General features: G+C 68.4%; 17 protein-coding genes. 13 read left to right on the plus strand and 4 right to left on the minus strand.

The window, feature by feature from the left end; genetic code table 11:
- Positions 1–55 precede the first annotated feature (55 nt).
- From ABD212_RS10545 to ABD212_RS10560, 4 genes are all read left to right on the plus strand, one after another.
- Positions 56–1,117, plus strand: a complete 1,062-nt coding sequence (locus tag ABD212_RS10545; RefSeq protein ID WP_344094725.1) for a 4-hydroxy-3-methylbut-2-enyl diphosphate reductase — start codon at positions 56–58, stop codon at positions 1,115–1,117.
- Entirely contained in the window at positions 1,114–1,692 is a 579-nt protein-coding gene (locus ABD212_RS10550) for a DUF6264 family protein (protein WP_344094291.1), read from the plus strand. The genes ABD212_RS10545 and ABD212_RS10550 overlap by 4 nt, the downstream gene beginning before the upstream one ends.
- A 116-nt stretch (positions 1,693–1,808) precedes the next feature.
- On the plus strand, positions 1,809–2,315 hold the full coding sequence (locus ABD212_RS10555; RefSeq protein ID WP_344094727.1) for a sigma-70 family RNA polymerase sigma factor: 507 nt from the start codon (positions 1,809–1,811) through the stop codon (positions 2,313–2,315).
- Positions 2,312–3,016, plus strand: coding sequence for a zf-HC2 domain-containing protein (locus ABD212_RS10560; protein ID WP_344094294.1), 705 nt, complete (start codon positions 2,312–2,314; stop codon positions 3,014–3,016). The genes ABD212_RS10555 and ABD212_RS10560 overlap by 4 nt, the downstream gene beginning before the upstream one ends.
- Positions 3,017–3,036: 20 nt before the next feature.
- Here the strand turns inward: ABD212_RS10560 and fbaA are convergent, their stop codons facing one another.
- On the minus strand, positions 3,037–4,068 hold the full coding sequence (gene fbaA / locus ABD212_RS10565; RefSeq protein ID WP_344094296.1) for a class II fructose-bisphosphate aldolase: 1,032 nt from the start codon (positions 4,066–4,068) through the stop codon (positions 3,037–3,039).
- A gap of 187 nt (positions 4,069–4,255) precedes the next feature.
- Here fbaA and glpX point away from each other — a divergent pair, with 187 nt between their 5' ends.
- On the plus strand, positions 4,256–5,245 hold the full coding sequence (glpX, locus tag ABD212_RS10570; RefSeq protein WP_344094298.1) for a class II fructose-bisphosphatase: 990 nt from the start codon (positions 4,256–4,258) through the stop codon (positions 5,243–5,245).
- A 148-nt stretch (positions 5,246–5,393) separates the two neighbouring features.
- On the plus strand, positions 5,394–5,603 hold the full coding sequence (locus ABD212_RS10575) for a UDP-N-acetylmuramyl pentapeptide phosphotransferase (protein WP_344094301.1): 210 nt from the start codon (positions 5,394–5,396) through the stop codon (positions 5,601–5,603).
- A gap of 10 nt (positions 5,604–5,613) precedes the next feature.
- On the opposite strand, the gene ABD212_RS10580 is transcribed toward ABD212_RS10575, so the two are convergent.
- Together ABD212_RS10580 and ABD212_RS10585 are read right to left on the minus strand one after the other, a co-directional pair.
- Positions 5,614–6,927, minus strand: a complete 1,314-nt coding sequence (locus tag ABD212_RS10580) for a DNA recombination protein RmuC (RefSeq protein ID WP_344094304.1) — start codon at positions 6,925–6,927, stop codon at positions 5,614–5,616.
- 79 nt (positions 6,928–7,006) lie between these two features.
- Positions 7,007–7,609 (minus strand): 3'-5' exonuclease, encoded by a 603-nt coding sequence (locus ABD212_RS10585; protein ID WP_344094307.1) that lies wholly within the window; start codon positions 7,607–7,609, stop codon positions 7,007–7,009.
- Positions 7,610–7,690: 81 nt separating this feature from the next.
- Here ABD212_RS10585 and ABD212_RS10590 point away from each other — a divergent pair, with 81 nt between their 5' ends.
- The 7 genes from ABD212_RS10590 to ABD212_RS10620 all read left to right on the plus strand — a co-directional run bounded on the left by ABD212_RS10590 (position 7,691) and on the right by ABD212_RS10620 (position 14,430).
- Entirely contained in the window at positions 7,691–8,449 is a 759-nt protein-coding gene (locus tag ABD212_RS10590; protein ID WP_344094309.1) for a class I SAM-dependent methyltransferase, read from the plus strand.
- Between the two features lie 33 nt (positions 8,450–8,482).
- Positions 8,483–9,097 carry a dihydrofolate reductase family protein gene (locus ABD212_RS10595; RefSeq protein ID WP_344094311.1) on the plus strand — a complete coding sequence of 205 codons (615 nt, stop codon included), beginning with the start codon at positions 8,483–8,485 and terminating at the stop codon, positions 9,095–9,097.
- 205 nt (positions 9,098–9,302) lie between these two features.
- A complete protein-coding gene (ychF, locus tag ABD212_RS10600) occupies positions 9,303–10,376 on the plus strand; it encodes a redox-regulated ATPase YchF (protein WP_344094314.1) in 1,074 nt (357 codons plus the stop codon).
- Positions 10,377–10,411: 35 nt separating this feature from the next.
- Positions 10,412–11,059, plus strand: a complete 648-nt coding sequence (locus tag ABD212_RS10605) for an alpha/beta fold hydrolase (RefSeq protein ID WP_344094316.1) — start codon at positions 10,412–10,414, stop codon at positions 11,057–11,059.
- Positions 11,060–11,188: 129 nt separating this feature from the next.
- Positions 11,189–11,473: a hypothetical protein gene (locus tag ABD212_RS10610; RefSeq protein ID WP_344094319.1), complete on the plus strand. Its 285-nt coding sequence runs from the start codon at positions 11,189–11,191 to the stop codon at positions 11,471–11,473.
- A 270-nt stretch (positions 11,474–11,743) separates the two neighbouring features.
- Positions 11,744–13,282 carry a G5 domain-containing protein gene (locus ABD212_RS10615; RefSeq protein WP_344094321.1) on the plus strand — a complete coding sequence of 513 codons (1,539 nt, stop codon included), beginning with the start codon at positions 11,744–11,746 and terminating at the stop codon, positions 13,280–13,282.
- 200 nt (positions 13,283–13,482) lie between these two features.
- Positions 13,483–14,430, plus strand: a complete 948-nt coding sequence (locus tag ABD212_RS10620; protein WP_344094323.1) for a virulence RhuM family protein/type II toxin-antitoxin system death-on-curing family toxin — start codon at positions 13,483–13,485, stop codon at positions 14,428–14,430.
- A gap of 166 nt (positions 14,431–14,596) precedes the next feature.
- Here the strand turns inward: ABD212_RS10620 and ABD212_RS10625 are convergent, their stop codons facing one another.
- Positions 14,597–14,941 carry a hypothetical protein gene (locus tag ABD212_RS10625; protein ID WP_344094325.1) on the minus strand — a complete coding sequence of 115 codons (345 nt, stop codon included), beginning with the start codon at positions 14,939–14,941 and terminating at the stop codon, positions 14,597–14,599.
- Between the last annotated feature and the right edge of the window lie 96 nt (positions 14,942–15,037).

Consider the following 15,037-nt stretch of genomic DNA (forward strand, 5'->3'; position numbering starts at 1 on the left):
TGGTCGGCCCGCGCTCAGGGGCCGCCCGTAGAATCGAGGAGTGAGCACCAGCACCATGGGCACGACCTCGGTGAGTATGCCCGTTCCGCGTATCCCGCGGCGGCGCGAACCGCTCCAGGATATCCCCGCCGATCGACCCAAGCGGGTGCTGCTCGCGTCGCCGCGCGGATACTGCGCCGGTGTCGACCGCGCCGTCATCGCCGTCGAGAAGGCGCTCGAGCGCTACGGCGCTCCCGTCTACGTCCGCAAGCAGATCGTCCACAACATCCATGTCGTGACCGAGCTCGAGCGCCTCGGCGCGATCTTCGTCGACGAGGTCGACCAGGTGCCCGCCGGGGCGCACGTGGTGTTCAGCGCTCACGGGGTGTCGCCGATGGTCGTGGCCGCGGCATCCGATCGAGGGCTGCAGGCGATCGACGCGACGTGCCCGCTCGTCACGAAGGTGCATCGCGAGGCCGTGCGCTTCGCACGCGACGACTACGAGATCCTGCTCATCGGCCACGAGGGCCATGAAGAGGTCGAAGGAACCGCGGGGGAGGCGCCCGACCACGTTACGATCGTGAATTCGCCGGAGCACGCGGATGTCGTCGAGGTGCGCGATCCGTCGAAGGTGGTGTGGCTGTCGCAGACCACCCTGTCCGTCGACGAGACGATGGAGACAGTGCGGCGCCTGCGTGAGCGGTTCCCCCAGCTGCAGGATCCGCCGTCCGACGACATCTGCTACGCCACCCAGAACCGTCAGGTCGCCATCAAGAAGGTGGCGAAGGATGCCGACCTCGTGATCGTCGTCGGTTCGGCGAACTCGTCGAACAGCGTCCGCCTCGTCGAGGTGGCGCTCGAGTACGGGGCGAAGGCCGCGTACCGCGTGGACTACGCGGACGAGGTCGAGCAGTCGTGGTTCGACGGCGTCGCGACCGTGGGGGTCACCAGCGGCGCCTCCGTTCCCGAGGTGCTGGTGCAGCAGGTCCTCGAGGACCTGGCCCTCGCCGGATTCCGCGAGGTCGAGGAAGTGCGCACGGCCGAGGAGGATCTGCTCTTCTCGCTTCCGAAGGAGCTCAGGCACGATCCCGAAGGGCGACGCGACGACCGGGCCCTCGGGGGGCGGACGCGTCCATGACCGACCAGAGCCCCGACACTCCGCCTCGCCCGCAGTACGGCGAGTACGCGACCCCCGAAGAGCAGCGCGCCCGGATCCGGCAGCCGGCACCCTCCGCCGGGCCCGCACCGACTCCGGCCGCCGCGGGCTCGCCATCGCCGGTCACGACGAACCCGTTCGCCCCGCCCGCCAAGACGGCCGGTCGCGTTGATGCCCAACCCCACCCGCACCCCGTCGATCGCATCGTGACATTCGCGCTGCTCGCCTACGGGCTGATCAACGTCGTCTCGTCGATCCCGGCGCTGGTCGACTACGCCGCCTACACCGACACGATCTTCCGGCTTCTGGGCGTCGACGCGAAGCTGTCCGATCCGGCGGCCGGCAAGCCGTGGGGATTCGCCGCGGCAGCGGTGCTCGCGGTCGGCTGGCTGATCACGGCCGTCGTGTCGCTGTGGAACATCCGCCGGGGACGCGTGACGTGGTGGATCCCGGTCGTCGGGGGCATCGTCTTCACGTTCCTGGTGGGCACGCTCATGCTCATTCCGCTCATGTCCGACTCGGCCGTGTGGAGTGCGCTCGTGGGTCGAATCCCCTGACGCGACGGCACCGCGCCGACCTGCCGTCCGGGGTTCATACTCGGATGAGGAGCCGGATGCCGGTGGGGGAGTGAACCTTCGACGGCGGTGTCTCGTGTCCACTGCGGGAGGTGACGATGCCACGCGACGACGCGACGCGATTGAGTGCGCTCTACGATGCACACGCGGCGCCGGTGTGGCGATATGTGGTGCATCTGACAGGCGACCGCGCCGCGGCTGACGACGTCGTGCAGGAGACGCTGCTTCGGGCGTGGCGCACTCCGCGGATCCTCGAACAGGACCCCGCGAGCACCCGGTCGTGGATGTTCACGGTCGCACGGCACCTCGTGATCGATGACGCGCGCAGCGCCCATCGCCGACGTGAGATCGCGGTCGCCGAGACGCCGGATGTCGCGACATCCGACCTCACGGATGCGCTCTTCGAGGCGATCCTCGTCGAAGAGGCCCTCGCCACCCTCTCGGCCGATCACCGCACCGTGATCGTTCGCGCCTACTACGGCGGCCTCGCCATCGCCGAGATCGCCGCCGAGCTCGACATTCCGCCCGGCACGGTCAAATCCCGGCTGCACTACGGGCTGCGTGCCCTTCGCCTCGCCCTGCAGGAGAAGGGGGTGACGCGATGACCCACCCCGACCACGCGCAGTTCGCGGAATGGGATGCCGCCTACGTGCTGGGTGCGCTGAGCCCGACCGACCGTCGACGCTTCGAGGCTCACCTCGCCGACTGCGACGCGTGCCGCGGTTCGATCATCGAGATGGCCCCGACGATCGGGCTGCTCTCCCGTGTCTCGCCGGAGCGCGCCGAATCGCTGCTCGACCCGCCCGCGGACGAGGGGCCCGACGAGTCGCGCCGCCGGGATGTCATCGCTCTCGGCACCCGGCAGTCACGCCGTCGCCGGACGGCCTGGTGGGCCGGCGGAATCGCAGCAGCGGCGGCGATCCTCGTCGCCGTGGTGCTGGCGGCCACGCTCGCGATCGCACCCGCGATGCGAAACGTGCAGGTCGTCGCGCTCGATCGGGTCGTCGACCTGCCGCTGACAGCGACCGTCGAGCTGACCGACGTGGCGTGGGGCACGCGGATCGAGATGATCTGCCGCTACACCGACAATCCCCATCCTGACGAGCCCGCGGCGGGGCACCCCTACTCGCTCGTCATCGAGGCGAAAGACGGCACGACCAGCGAGGTGTCGAGCTGGCTGGCGTTCCCCGGCGCGACCGCCCGACTCGGTGCGGGCACGGCGCTGGATCCTGATCAGATCAAGGCGATCGAGATCCGGTCGGTCACGACGGGGCGGATCCTGATGCGGAGCGAGCTCGGGGGCTAGGTGCTCCCCGTGAGGTACCGCTAGGCGGCCAGGCTTTTGCCGTGCGAGCCCAGCTGCTGGGTGGCCTCGACGACACGCACCGCCATCGCCGACTCGGCGACCTTGCCCCAGGCGCGCGGGTCGTAGGCCTTCTTGTTGCCGACTTCGCCGTCCAGCTTCAGCACGCCGTCGTAGTTCGAGAACATGAACCCGGCGACGGAGCGCGTGAACGCGTACTGGGTGTCCGTGTCGATGTTCATCTTCACGACCCCGTTCGAGACCGCGAGGGCGATCTCGTCGGCGGTCGAGCCGCTGCCGCCGTGGAAGACGAGGTCGAGCGGCTTCGGGCCGGTGCCGAAGCGTGCCGCGATGCCCTGCTGGATCTCGCCGAGGAGTTCGGGGCGCAGTTTGACGTTGCCCGGCTTGTAGACGCCGTGCACGTTCCCGAACGTCAGCGCCGAGATGTAGCGACCGTTCTCGCCGAGTCCGAGGGCTTCGACGGCCTTCGTGACATCGGCGACCGTGGTGTACAGGGCCTCGTTCGAACCCTCGTGCTGCACGCCGTCCTCTTCGCCGCCGACGACGCCGATCTCGACCTCGAGGATCGCATTGATGTTCTTGAGGCGGGGGAGGAGATCCTTCGCGATCTCGATGTTCTCGTCGAGGGGCACGGCGGAGCCGTCCCACATGTGCGACTGGAAGATCGGGTTGCGGCCGGCTTTGACCTCTTCCTCGGACGCCTCGATCAGTGGCAGCACGAACCCGGGAAGCGCGTCTTTCGGACAGTGGTCGGTGTGCAGCGCGATCGTGATGGGGTAGTTCTTCGCGACCTCGGTGGCGAACTTCGCGAAGGCGAGGGCGCCCGTGGCGCGGGCCTTGACGGTCTGGCCGGCGAAGTAGTCCGCGCCGCCTGTGGTGACCTGAATGATCCCGTCGGACCCGGCCTCCGTGAGACCCTGCAGCACGGAGTTGATCGTCTGCGAGCTCGAGACGTTGATGGCCGGGTAGGCGAAGCCGCCTGCCTTCGCGCGGTCCAGCATGTCGGCGTACTGCTCAGGGGTGGCGACGGGCATGAGGGCTCCTTGGTCGTTTCGGACGTCAGGGCCACTCTAGCGAAGGCCTCACGCCAGGACAGGATGCCGGGTCTCGCGTCCGCTCGGGTACCGACTTCCCTGGCATGGGTGAAGGAATCTCGATTCCTTCGAGCTGACGTGGTGGGAAACCAGGTTGCCGGGCGGGCGCGCTGGATAGGCTGGCGCCATGGTGAGTCTGACCGCGGACCTGAGCCCGCTGCATCCCGACCGAAACCTCGCATTGGAACTCGTGCGGGCCACCGAGGCCGCCGCGATCCGAGCGGTGCCGTTCATCGGGCGCGGTGCCAAGGAGGCGGCGGACGCGGCGGCCGTGGACGCGATGCGCGCCTTCTTCACGACCGTCAACTTCGACGGCACGATCGTGATCGGCGAGGGCGAGAAGGATGAAGCGCCTATGCTCTACAACGGAGAGCATGTCGGCAACGGACGCGGGCCGAAGGCGGATGTCGCGGTCGACCCGATCGACGGCACCTCGCTCACTGCGGCCGGCCGGAACAATGCTCTGTCGGTCATCGCCGTCTCCGACCACGGCACGATGCTGGACGCGTCGACAGTCTTCTACATGGACAAGCTCGTGACTGGCCCCGCCGGAGTGGGCGTGGTCGACATCCGCCTTCCGATCGGCGAGAACATCCGCCTGCTGGCGAAGGCTCTCGACAAGCCCGTCGAGGAGCTGGTGGTGTCGGTGCTGCATCGGCCGAGGCATGACGAGCTCATCGATGAGATCCGCGCGGCGGGCGCCGGGACGCGCCTCATGAGCGACGGCGATGTCGCCGGCGGCATCAACGCGGCGAGGCACAACGCCCGCACCGACATGTGCGTCGGCATCGGGGGCAGCCCGGAGGGGATCGTCACCGCGTGCGCGATCAAGGCGCTCGGTGGTCACATCCAAGGGCGTCTCTGGCCGCGCGACGACGACGAGAAGCAGCGGGGCACGGATGCCGGACTCAAGCTCGACGGGTACGTCTACGAGGCGGACGAGCTCGTCCAGGGCACCAACACGATCTTCGTCGCGACCGGCGTGACGGACGGCCAGCTCGTGGCCGGGGTCCGGCGCGAGGGCCACTATCTCTACACCGAGAGCGTTGTGCTGCGCGGGTCGTCCGGCACGCTTCGTCGCATCTCATCGGAGCACCTGGTTTCGAAGTGGCTGTGATGTCTGCCGTGTGACGAGTGTGACTGGTGCGCTCGATGTGGTGGATGTGACCGGTTCGTGACCGCGACTCGCAGGGTTCTCTGGCACAATCGAAGCGGCGTCATCGAGGACGCGCTCTTGTCTTCAGGTGCCCAGGGGGAGGTTCTCGATGTCTGCACAGTTCAGTGGCCCGTCACCACAGACCGGCGCTCAGGCCGTGATAGCCGATGCCCACGACCCGGCCCGCCGACCCGACGTGCTGCTTCGCGTTCGTCGCGACGAAGGGCACGAGCTCAGCGCGTGGTGGATGATCGGAGCCTTCGTGGCGGTGTCGGCGGCCGTCATCGCCCTCCTCAGCTTCGTGCCGGGCGGCGCGTGAGCTGACTCGTTCAGTCGGCCGTCACCCCCTCGGTCGCGTCGGCGATGCGTTCGCGCAACTCGCCGAGATCGGCGATGACGGGCGCCTCGTCGAGCGCGAGGGTCGCGTCGAGGAGTTCGGGCGCCGTGAGCCGTCGCGGGGTCTTCTCGATCGCCGCGGGCACGGCGAGCGCGTCGAGCTTGGTCTGGTCGATACCGGGGAATCGGCGGGCACTGACCAGCACACGCGACTCGAGCGATCCGGCAAAGCTGTTGTAGCTGTCGACGGTGCGCTCGATCGCCCGCCGCAGGTCATCGGCATGCTTGGCGAGACCCCCCAGTCGTTCGTAGAGCTGGTTGCCGAGGTCGAACAGGGTGCGAGCCTCGCGTGACACATCCTGTTGCGTCCAGGTGTACGCGACCGTCTTGAGGACCGCCCACAGATTCACCGGCGAGGCCAGAGCTACCCGCTTCGCGAAGGCGTAGTCGAGCAGTGACGGGTCCTCTTCGAGCGCAGCCGCCAGAAGCGACTCGCTGGGCAGGAAGCAGACCACGAACTCGGGGCTCGAGGGCAGGCCCGCCCAGTACGTCTTCTTCGCGAGCGCATCGACGTGGGCGCGAACCGCCTTGACGTGCTTCTCGAGAAGCGTCTTGCGGCGCGCTGCCTGGGCTCCCTGCGCGGTCAGCGCGATGGCGCTCGCTTCGAGATAGGCGTCCAGCGGCACTTTCGCGTCCACGGCGATCGCCTTGTCGCCGGGGAGCCGGATCACCATGTCCGGGCGTCCGTTCCCGGCATCTGACGCGATGGACGTCTGCGTGTCGAAGTCGACGTAACGGGTGAGGCCGGCGGCCTCGACGACGCGACGCAGCTGCGTCTCGCCCCACACACCCCGTGTGCTGCCCGATCGCAGTGCGCTCGCGAGCGATTCCGTGGTCGCCCGCAGCGCCTCATCGGACTCGTTCGCACGCCGGAGCTGCTCGGCGAGTGTGCCGAACTGCCTCTGCCGATCGCGCTCGAGCTCGTCGACCTTCGCCTGCATCGAGTGCAGGGTCTCCTGCACCGGGGCGAGGGCGCGCAGCACCGACTGCTCGCGCCGCTCGCGCTCTTCGCGCGCGGCCTGATCTGAGCGCGCCTGCCCGGCGAGCTCGTGGTACAGCAGCTGCTGGTGGTCGAGCTGGGCCTGCACACCCTGCCGGGCGGCCTCTGCGGCGGCCAGGCGTGCCCGCAGTTCGGTGTGCTCGCGGGTGGTGCGGGCTGTGCTGCGGGCGATGCCGAGCACCCATCCCGCGAGCGCGCCGAGCGCCAGGCAGGCGATGACCACGCCGGAGAGGATGAGTGCGTCCATGTGCCCAGGATGCCGACACCCTCCGACATCCGCCGCGCGCCACGGCGCGGCATCCGCTCGATCTTCGTCCTGGACGGCGTCAGGCGACGGCGAACGAGATCGCCGGAGCCTCGGTGATCGCGATCTGGCACACCCGGACGGCGGCCGCCTCGGCGAGCCCCTCGATGTCGTGCGCTCCGACGCGTCGAGCGGCATCGATCATGATGTGGGCGCAGGCGACGGAGTCGGCGGTGGCGTTGTGGTGCGGAAAGTCCGCGAAGCCGGCCTCGGCCGCGACGAACGGCAGCCGATACGACTCGAGCTGGTAGACCTTGCGCGCCACCTGCAGGCTGCAGGCGTAGCGGTAGGGCGGGCACTCGTCGCCCGTGGCCTCGCACGCGCGCTTCATCACCGCCATGTCGAAGCCGGCGTTGTGGGCCACGAGCACATCGGCGCCCGCGAACGCTGCCAGATCGCCGAGCTGCTCGGTCCAGTCCTTGGCGCCGATGACGTCCTCGGCGCGGATGCCGTGGATGCGCGTGTTCAGCTCGAAGAAGCGATCGTGGCCCGCCGGCGGATGGATGAGCCAGCCGGTGGTGGCCACGATCCGGCCGTCCCGCACGCGCGCGAGCCCGACCGCGCAGGCCGAGGCGTTGCTGGAGTTCGCCGTCTCGAAGTCGATCGCGGTGAAGTCCAAGGGCACGTGGTCAGCGTCACCCGGGTGCCGCGGCCGCGGGCGGAGGCGCGCCGTGACCGACCCCGACCCACGTCGTAGGCTCTTCGCATGGCCAGTCGCGAAGAGATGTCGACCTCCTTCGGCGGCGAGGCCGGTACGTACGAGGCGGGTCGCCCCGACTACCCGCCGGAAGCGGTCGCGTGGATGCTGCAACCCGTCCATCACGAGGGTCGCGCGCTGCGCGTGGCGGATGTCGGCGCCGGCACCGGCAAGCTCACCCGGGTCGCGGTGGAGCTCGGGGGCGAGGTCGTGGCGATCGACCCCGACCCGGCGATGCTCGCGGAGCTGCGCGCGCAGGTGCACGGCGTGCCGACCTTCGTCGGGTCGGCGGAGCGGATGCCGCTGCCCGACGCGTCCGTCGATGCGCTGCTGTTCGGCCAGGCGTGGCACTGGGTCGACGTCGACGGTGCCTCGACCGAAGCAGGGCGCGTGCTGCGCTCGGGCGGCGTGCTCGGCCTGATCTGGAACATCCGCGACGAGTCGGTGCCGTGGGTGCGCCGCCTGACCGAGATCATGCACGGCAGCCACGCGGAGCTGCTGCTTGCGCAGGGGGATCCGCGTGTGGAGGAGCCGTTCGGCGTGCTGCAGGCGCGCGAGTGGCGGTGGTCTCGCCGGATGACCCGCGAGTCGCTCCTCGCCATGGCGGCGTCGCGAAGCTACATCATCACCGCTTCGGAGTCCGACAGGGCCCGCATCCTCGCGGAGGTGGGGGCATTGTTCGACACCCATCGGCGAGTGGATGATGCGGGCTCGGAGGTCGTCGACCTCCGGTATCGCACGCTGGCGTATCGCGGCATCCGTCCGTAGCCCGGCGTCCGTGGTGCGGGCTACCGTGGGGCGATGCGCACGCTCACCGTCTGCAACTTCGTCACCGTCGACGGCCGCTACGAGGACGACGACCACGACATCGGATCATTCTTCGAGCATCAGCATCCCGATTACGACGGCGCCGACAGCTTCGACCATCACACGGCCGGCCTGCTGCGAGACTCCGCGACGCTGATGCTGGCGGGCCGGCGCTCGTTCCTCGGAAACATGGAGTACTGGCGCAGCGTGCAGGGCGACCCGCATGCCACCGCCATCCGCCGGGAGTTGGCCCGACTCATCATGGATGTCGAGAAGCTCGTCGTCTCCGACACGATCACCGACGCCGACATCGCGCCGTGGCCGAACACACGGATCGTTCGCATCGCTGATTCGCGCAGCGAGGTGGCGGACGCCAAGCAGGGCGACGGGCCCGGCATCCTGATCCTGCTGAGCCGCCTCCTCTGGAACGATCTGATGCGCGCGGGCCTCGTCGACGAGCTTCATCTCGTCACGTTCCCGCTGATCGCGGGAGGCGGCGTGGCGCTGTTCGATGAGCGTCCGCCGGTCGCGCTCAAGCTGCTCGGAACGCGGGTGTGGGAGGAGTCCGGCAACGTCCTGATGCGGTGGCGCGTCGACCCGATCGCGTGACTGAAGCTCGAGTGGGACCGCCGGGAATCCGCGCGGTGGGGCGTCGGCGGGATCCGAATCTCGGAGTATCGCGAGGGTTTCGGCCTGCCGGCTCGCTGTGGTTCCGAGAACCCGGCCATTGGCCGAACTTCGGAGTCGCTGCGAAGGCGCGTGCGCCCGCGGCCGCGCCGGGGCACGGCATCCGCCGCACGTAGACTGGATGCCCGTGGCTCTCACTATCGGCATCGTCGGCCTGCCCAACGTCGGCAAGTCCACCCTGTTCAACGCACTCACCAAGAACCACGTGCTCGCGGCGAACTACCCGTTCGCGACGATCGAGCCCAACGTGGGCGTGGTGAGCCTGCCGGATCCCCGACTCGCGACGCTCGCGGAGGTCTTCCATTCCGAGCGCATCCTGCCCGCCACTGTCTCGTTCGTCGACATCGCCGGGATCGTGCGCGGTGCCAGTGAAGGCGAGGGGCTCGGCAATCAATTCCTCGCGAACATCCGTGAGGCGGATGCGATCGCCCAGGTCGTGCGCGGATTCACCGACGACGACGTCGTGCACGTCGAGGGCGCGGTGAACCCGAAGGGCGACCTCGAGACGATCAACGCCGAGCTGATGCTCGCGGATCTGCAGACGCTCGAGAAGGCGATTCCCCGCCTCGAGAAGGACGTGAAGAGCAAGCGAGCGGATGCCGCGACCCTCGAAGCAGCGGTCGCCGCGAAGGATGCGCTCGAGCGCGGCGTGCTGCTCTCGCATTCGGGACTCGACCTGGCGCCCATCCGGGAGCTGGGCCTGATGACCGCGAAGCCGTACATCTACGTCTTCAACGTCGACGAGGCGGTGCTGACGGATGCCGCGGCACGGGCTTCGCTCGAAGAGCTCGTTGCGCCGGCGCACGCGGTCTTCCTGGACGCCAAGATCGAGTCCGAGCTCATCGACCTCGATCCTTCCGATGCCGCCGAGCTGCTGGCCTCGACAGGGCAGGACGAGTCGGGCATCGACCAGCTCGCCCGCATCGGCTTCGACACCCTCGGGTTGCAGACCTACTTGACCGCGGGCCCGAAGGAGGCCCGCGCCTGGACGATCGGCAAGGGCTGGAAAGCACCGCAGGCGGCAGGCGTCATCCACACCGACTTCGAGAAGGGCTTCATCAAGGCCGAGGTCATCTCGTTCGAGGACCTCGTCTCCGCCGGGTCGGTGGTCGAGGCCCGCTCGCGCGGCAGGGCGCGCCTGGAGGGCAAGGATTACGTGATGAAGGACGGGGATGTCGTCGAGTTCAGGTTCAACGTCTGACGCTGTCCCGTTCCGCTCCCCGAGAGGACTCCCGCATGACCGACCCCCAGATCTTCGAGCCCGAGGGCCGCGCGATTCCGTACGCTGTAGAGGGCCACGGCCCGGCTGTCGTGCTGATCCCGGCGCACGGACTGAATATCAGCTACCTCGGCGCACTCGCCCACTCGGTCGCGATGGCGGACTTCCGCGTCATCCGGATCGGCTCGCGTCGCCCATCGGGTGACCGCGCCTCGATGGATCACCTGGCGCAGGATGTCATCGACGTCATGGACCATCTCGAGATCGACCACGCCTGGGTCGGCGGCCACGCGTTCGGCGGATCCGTCGCTCGCACGGTTGCCATCGACCACCACGACCGCGTCAACGGCGTATTGCTGCTAGGGGTCGAGGGAACGGATCAGGCCACGGTCGCCGAAGTCCCGTCGGAGGTTCGCGATGCCGAGGTCGAGCATTTCCAGCGCGCCGCGTGGGAGGTGCCGGGGGCGCTCGCGGAGGGGCTGCCGGTGCTGGTGATCCAGGGCACCGAGGACGACGTCACTCCGACCGCCAACGGCGTCGCCCTGCGGGATTCCGCGCCCGACCGGGTGAGCGTGGTGTCGGTCGACGGCGGAGGTCACCTGTTCCCGACGACGCACATGGGCGCGACCTCATGGGCCATCGAGGACTACCTCGACTGGGACTGAGCGAAGCGGCCCGCCCGGGGCGGGCTGGTCACCTTCGCAGCACGGCACCGGCTCAGTTCACCTGCTGGATCCCCGACGTACAGCGGTGGTACACGCACGAGGCCTGCGCCGGGTGTGACACTTGCCGCCATGGGTATCGACGAAATCTGGGCTGAACTCGCTCCCGAGACACGCGACTGGCTGGTCGCCAACAACGGAGACGCCATCCCGGCGGACATCGCGGCTGAGATCGATGGAGCTGTCGACGCTGTCGTCGCCGACGATGTATGGGCGAGCGACTCCGAGAGCCCCGGAGCCGACGCAGCCGACCACGACGAGCCGGATGACGGGGACGACGAGCTCGGCGCCCGCTACCTGACGGATGAAGCGGTCGACTGGATCGAAGAGCTCGCGAACGAGGACGACATCGAGTAGTTCCGCTTCGACCGGGACCGCATCGGTGTAGCAGACGTGCGGAGCGGGACGACCATCTGCTCGAGCGCCACGTGCTCAGGAATGCCCACTCGTGCCGCCAAGCGTTGCCCCAAGAGTCTCATCTGGCGTATAGCAGTCCTATAGAATTCGTATAGGCACACATAAGACGCGATCAAGCGGTGCGATGCCTACGTAGACTCGACGGCCTTCACGTCTCGGCCCGTCCTGGGTCTCGTCCCTTTCAGCCATCACAACGCCCCAAGGATCCTGATGACGTCGACTGCCGCTGGGTGGTTCCCCGACCCCCTGGACCCCAGCCGGCTGCGGTATTGGGACGGGGCGCGGTGGACCGAGCAGCTCGCTCCGCTCGCCCCCGCGACATCCACGCCGCCCGTCGCGGCGACCCTGCCGAAACGGGCGCGACGTGTGCCGGTGTGGGCGTGGATCCTCATCGCGCTCTTGGCGCTGCCATTCGTGGCGCTGCTGTCGCCCGTGTTCGCGCCGGTCTCGCTGGTGGTCCTGATCACGGGGATCGTCGCGCTGTCCAAGAACACGCGGACCTGGCTGCGACTGCGCAGTCGCAGTGCCGCGATCACCGTGACCGCGGCATCCGCCGTCGCCTTCCTGGTGACCGGCAGCATCACCGCGTCTGCGTTCGCGCGGGCGATCACCGCGCCGGTCGCTGTGGCGGAGCAATTGCCTGCCGTGGATGACGGGGCCGCCATTCATGTGTTCAATGGCAAGTCGGCCACCGCGACGGACACGTCCGCCACGACGGGTCAGACCGCGCTCGCATTGCTCGCGACGCTCGAGATCAAGGGACGTGCCCCGAAGACCGGTTACGACCGCGACCGGTTCGGTCAGCGCTGGCTGGATGTCGACCGCAACGGCTGCGACACCCGCAACGACATCCTCGCCCGCGACCTCACCGACACCGTCGAGTCCGGCCCGTGCAAGGTCGTCACGGGCACGCTCGCCGACCCGTACACCGGCGAGACCATCGCATTCCAGCGCGGCCTGGACACCTCTGCGCTGGTGCAGATCGACCACGTCGTCTCGCTCTCGGATGCCTGGCAGAAGGGGGCGCAGAACCTCACCCCCGATCAGCGCGCCACGTTCGCGAACGACCCCCTCAATCTGCTCGCGGTCGACGGGCACGCCAACATGCAGAAGGGCGACGGCGATGCGGCGACGTGGCTCCCCAAGAACAAGACGTTCCGGTGCGGCTACGTCGCCCGGCAGGTGTCGGTGAAGGCGACCTACCACCTCTGGGTCACGCAGGCCGAGCACGACGCCATCGCCCGCGTCCTCGGCGACTGCCCCGGCCAACCCGCGCTGACGTCGGACTACTCGGCGAAGGCCACCAGCCGCGAAGAGGTCGCCACCGAGCCCATCGCGTTCGAGGAGACAGCGGTCGAGGACGCGTCGCTGCCGTCGGGACAGACGCGGATCACCACCGCCGGCAAGAACGGCGAACGAACGCGCACCTATCGCGTCAACCTGATCGACGGCGAAGAGGTCAGCCGAGAACTCATCTCCGACGAGGTCACCGCGCAGCCCATCACCCAGGTCACCACGGTCGGCACCTACGTGGCACCACCACCACCGCCGCCTGCCCCTCCGGCACAGCAGCCCTCCGGCTGCGACCCCAACTACGCCGACGCCTGCGTCCCCGTCGCAAGCGACGTCGACTGCGCCGGAGGCAGCGGCAACGGCCCCGCCTACTTCGACGGAGTGGCCCGCGTCGTCGGCAGCGACATCTACGGCCTCGACCGCGACGGAGACGGCTACGCCTGCGAAACCCGGTGAGCAGGACACTCCGAACCCGCGCCACGACTGACCTGACCTGCGCCTGCAGGAACGGTCGCCAGCGTTATCTACGACGGTTCGCTGCCGTCGGCGCGCCCGACGCGAGTGCAAGACGGAGATACATCCGCTGCTCGGGATAGCCTGATCGCGACGCCGCAGGAGTGCCGCCGCGACTGCCGAGATCGATCCGGAGGATGACGATGCCCGAGGCTCAGAGCATCGAGCTGTATCGATCGGCGAGCGGCGAGTTCGAGCTCGCCGTTCGCGCCGACGCCCAGACTGTCTGGCTGTCCGCGGATCAGCTCGTCGAGCTGTTCGGCCGTGACAAGTCCACGATCTCGAGGCACCTGCGGAACGTCTTCGACGACGGTGAGCTGGAGAGAGATGCAGTTGTTGCAGATTTTGCAACAACTGCGGCCGACGGCAAGAGCTACCAGGTCGCGCACTACAACCTGGATGTCGTCATCTCTGTCGGATACCGGGTGAAGTCGACAGAGGGCGTGAGCTTCCGTCGCTGGGCGACCCAGGTGCTGCGACAGTATCTGCTCGAAGGGGTCGCGCTCAATGAGCGGCGACTCGCCCAGCTGGGATCCATCGTGCGGGTGCTCTCGCGATCGAGTGATGAGCTCGTCGCGGGCGTCGCCGAGGTCGTCGCGAACTACCTTCCCAGCCTTCGCACCCTGCGCGCCTACGACGAGGGCGAGATCGCTCCGGCAGTCGGCGACACCCCCACCTGGACGCTCAGCTACGACGAGGCCCGCGCGGTCATCGACGAAGTCGGCGCCGAGTTCCCCGACGACACGTTGTTCGGCGGTGAACGCGGCGGGGCGCTGCGGGGCATCGTCGAGACGATCTACCAGGAGTTCGGGGGAGTGGAGCTGTATTCGACGCTGCAGGAGAAGGCCGCGAACCTGCTCTATCTCGTCATCAAGGATCATCCGCTCACCGACGGCAACAAGCGCACCGCGGCGGCGCTGTTCGTCCACTTCCTGGCACGCAACAGGGCGCTCGAGGGCGTGGGCGGCGTGACGCGCATCTCGAACAATGCGCTCGCGGCCATCACGTTGATGGTCGCGATGAGCGATCCTAAGGAGAAGGAGCTGATGATCGCCCTGCTCGTCAGCATGCTGTCCGAGCAGGCGTCGTGACCTCGTGACTCGCAAGATCTGACTGGCTCGCCGAGCCAGGCATCCATCGCAATCGACTGCGTGCCTTCGGACGACTGCCTCCCGGCAGCCCGCGTTCGGCGTCTCGGTCCGCCGCGCGCAAGCCTCGACGTCGGCGATTCCATCGACTTCTCGTTGCGCGCGCGCCCTATGAAGCCGACGGCCGTGACTTGGCGAACCGCGCGACGGTCACCAACTGCGCCACCGCGAGGATCGCGGAAAGTCCCAGGTACACACCTCCGAGAGAACCCAGGAGGACGGGACCGGTCAAGGCCAGGGCGGCGATCGGTATCCAGGTCGCCCACCACGCCCACCACTCGAGCCGTCGAAACGGGATCACCAGCACGAGCACGCTCAACGCCTGCAACGCCGCGAAGACGATGAACATCATGCGTTGATCGTCCGACGGCGAGAAGACCAAAGTGCGGACTGCGTCGTTGAGGGCGAGCAGCGCCGTCACTCCGACCAGAACCCACCAGCCGATCCAGAACATGACCCGGGTCGGTCCTTCAGATGCAGCTCTCGAATCCCCGTTCATGTGTTTCCCCTATCTCAATGCGGGCCTCGGCGAACTCTCCAGCATGCACCC

The sequence above is a fragment of the Microbacterium deminutum genome (assembly GCF_039530205.1).
GTDB classification, from domain to species: domain Bacteria; phylum Actinomycetota; class Actinomycetes; order Actinomycetales; family Microbacteriaceae; genus Microbacterium; species Microbacterium deminutum.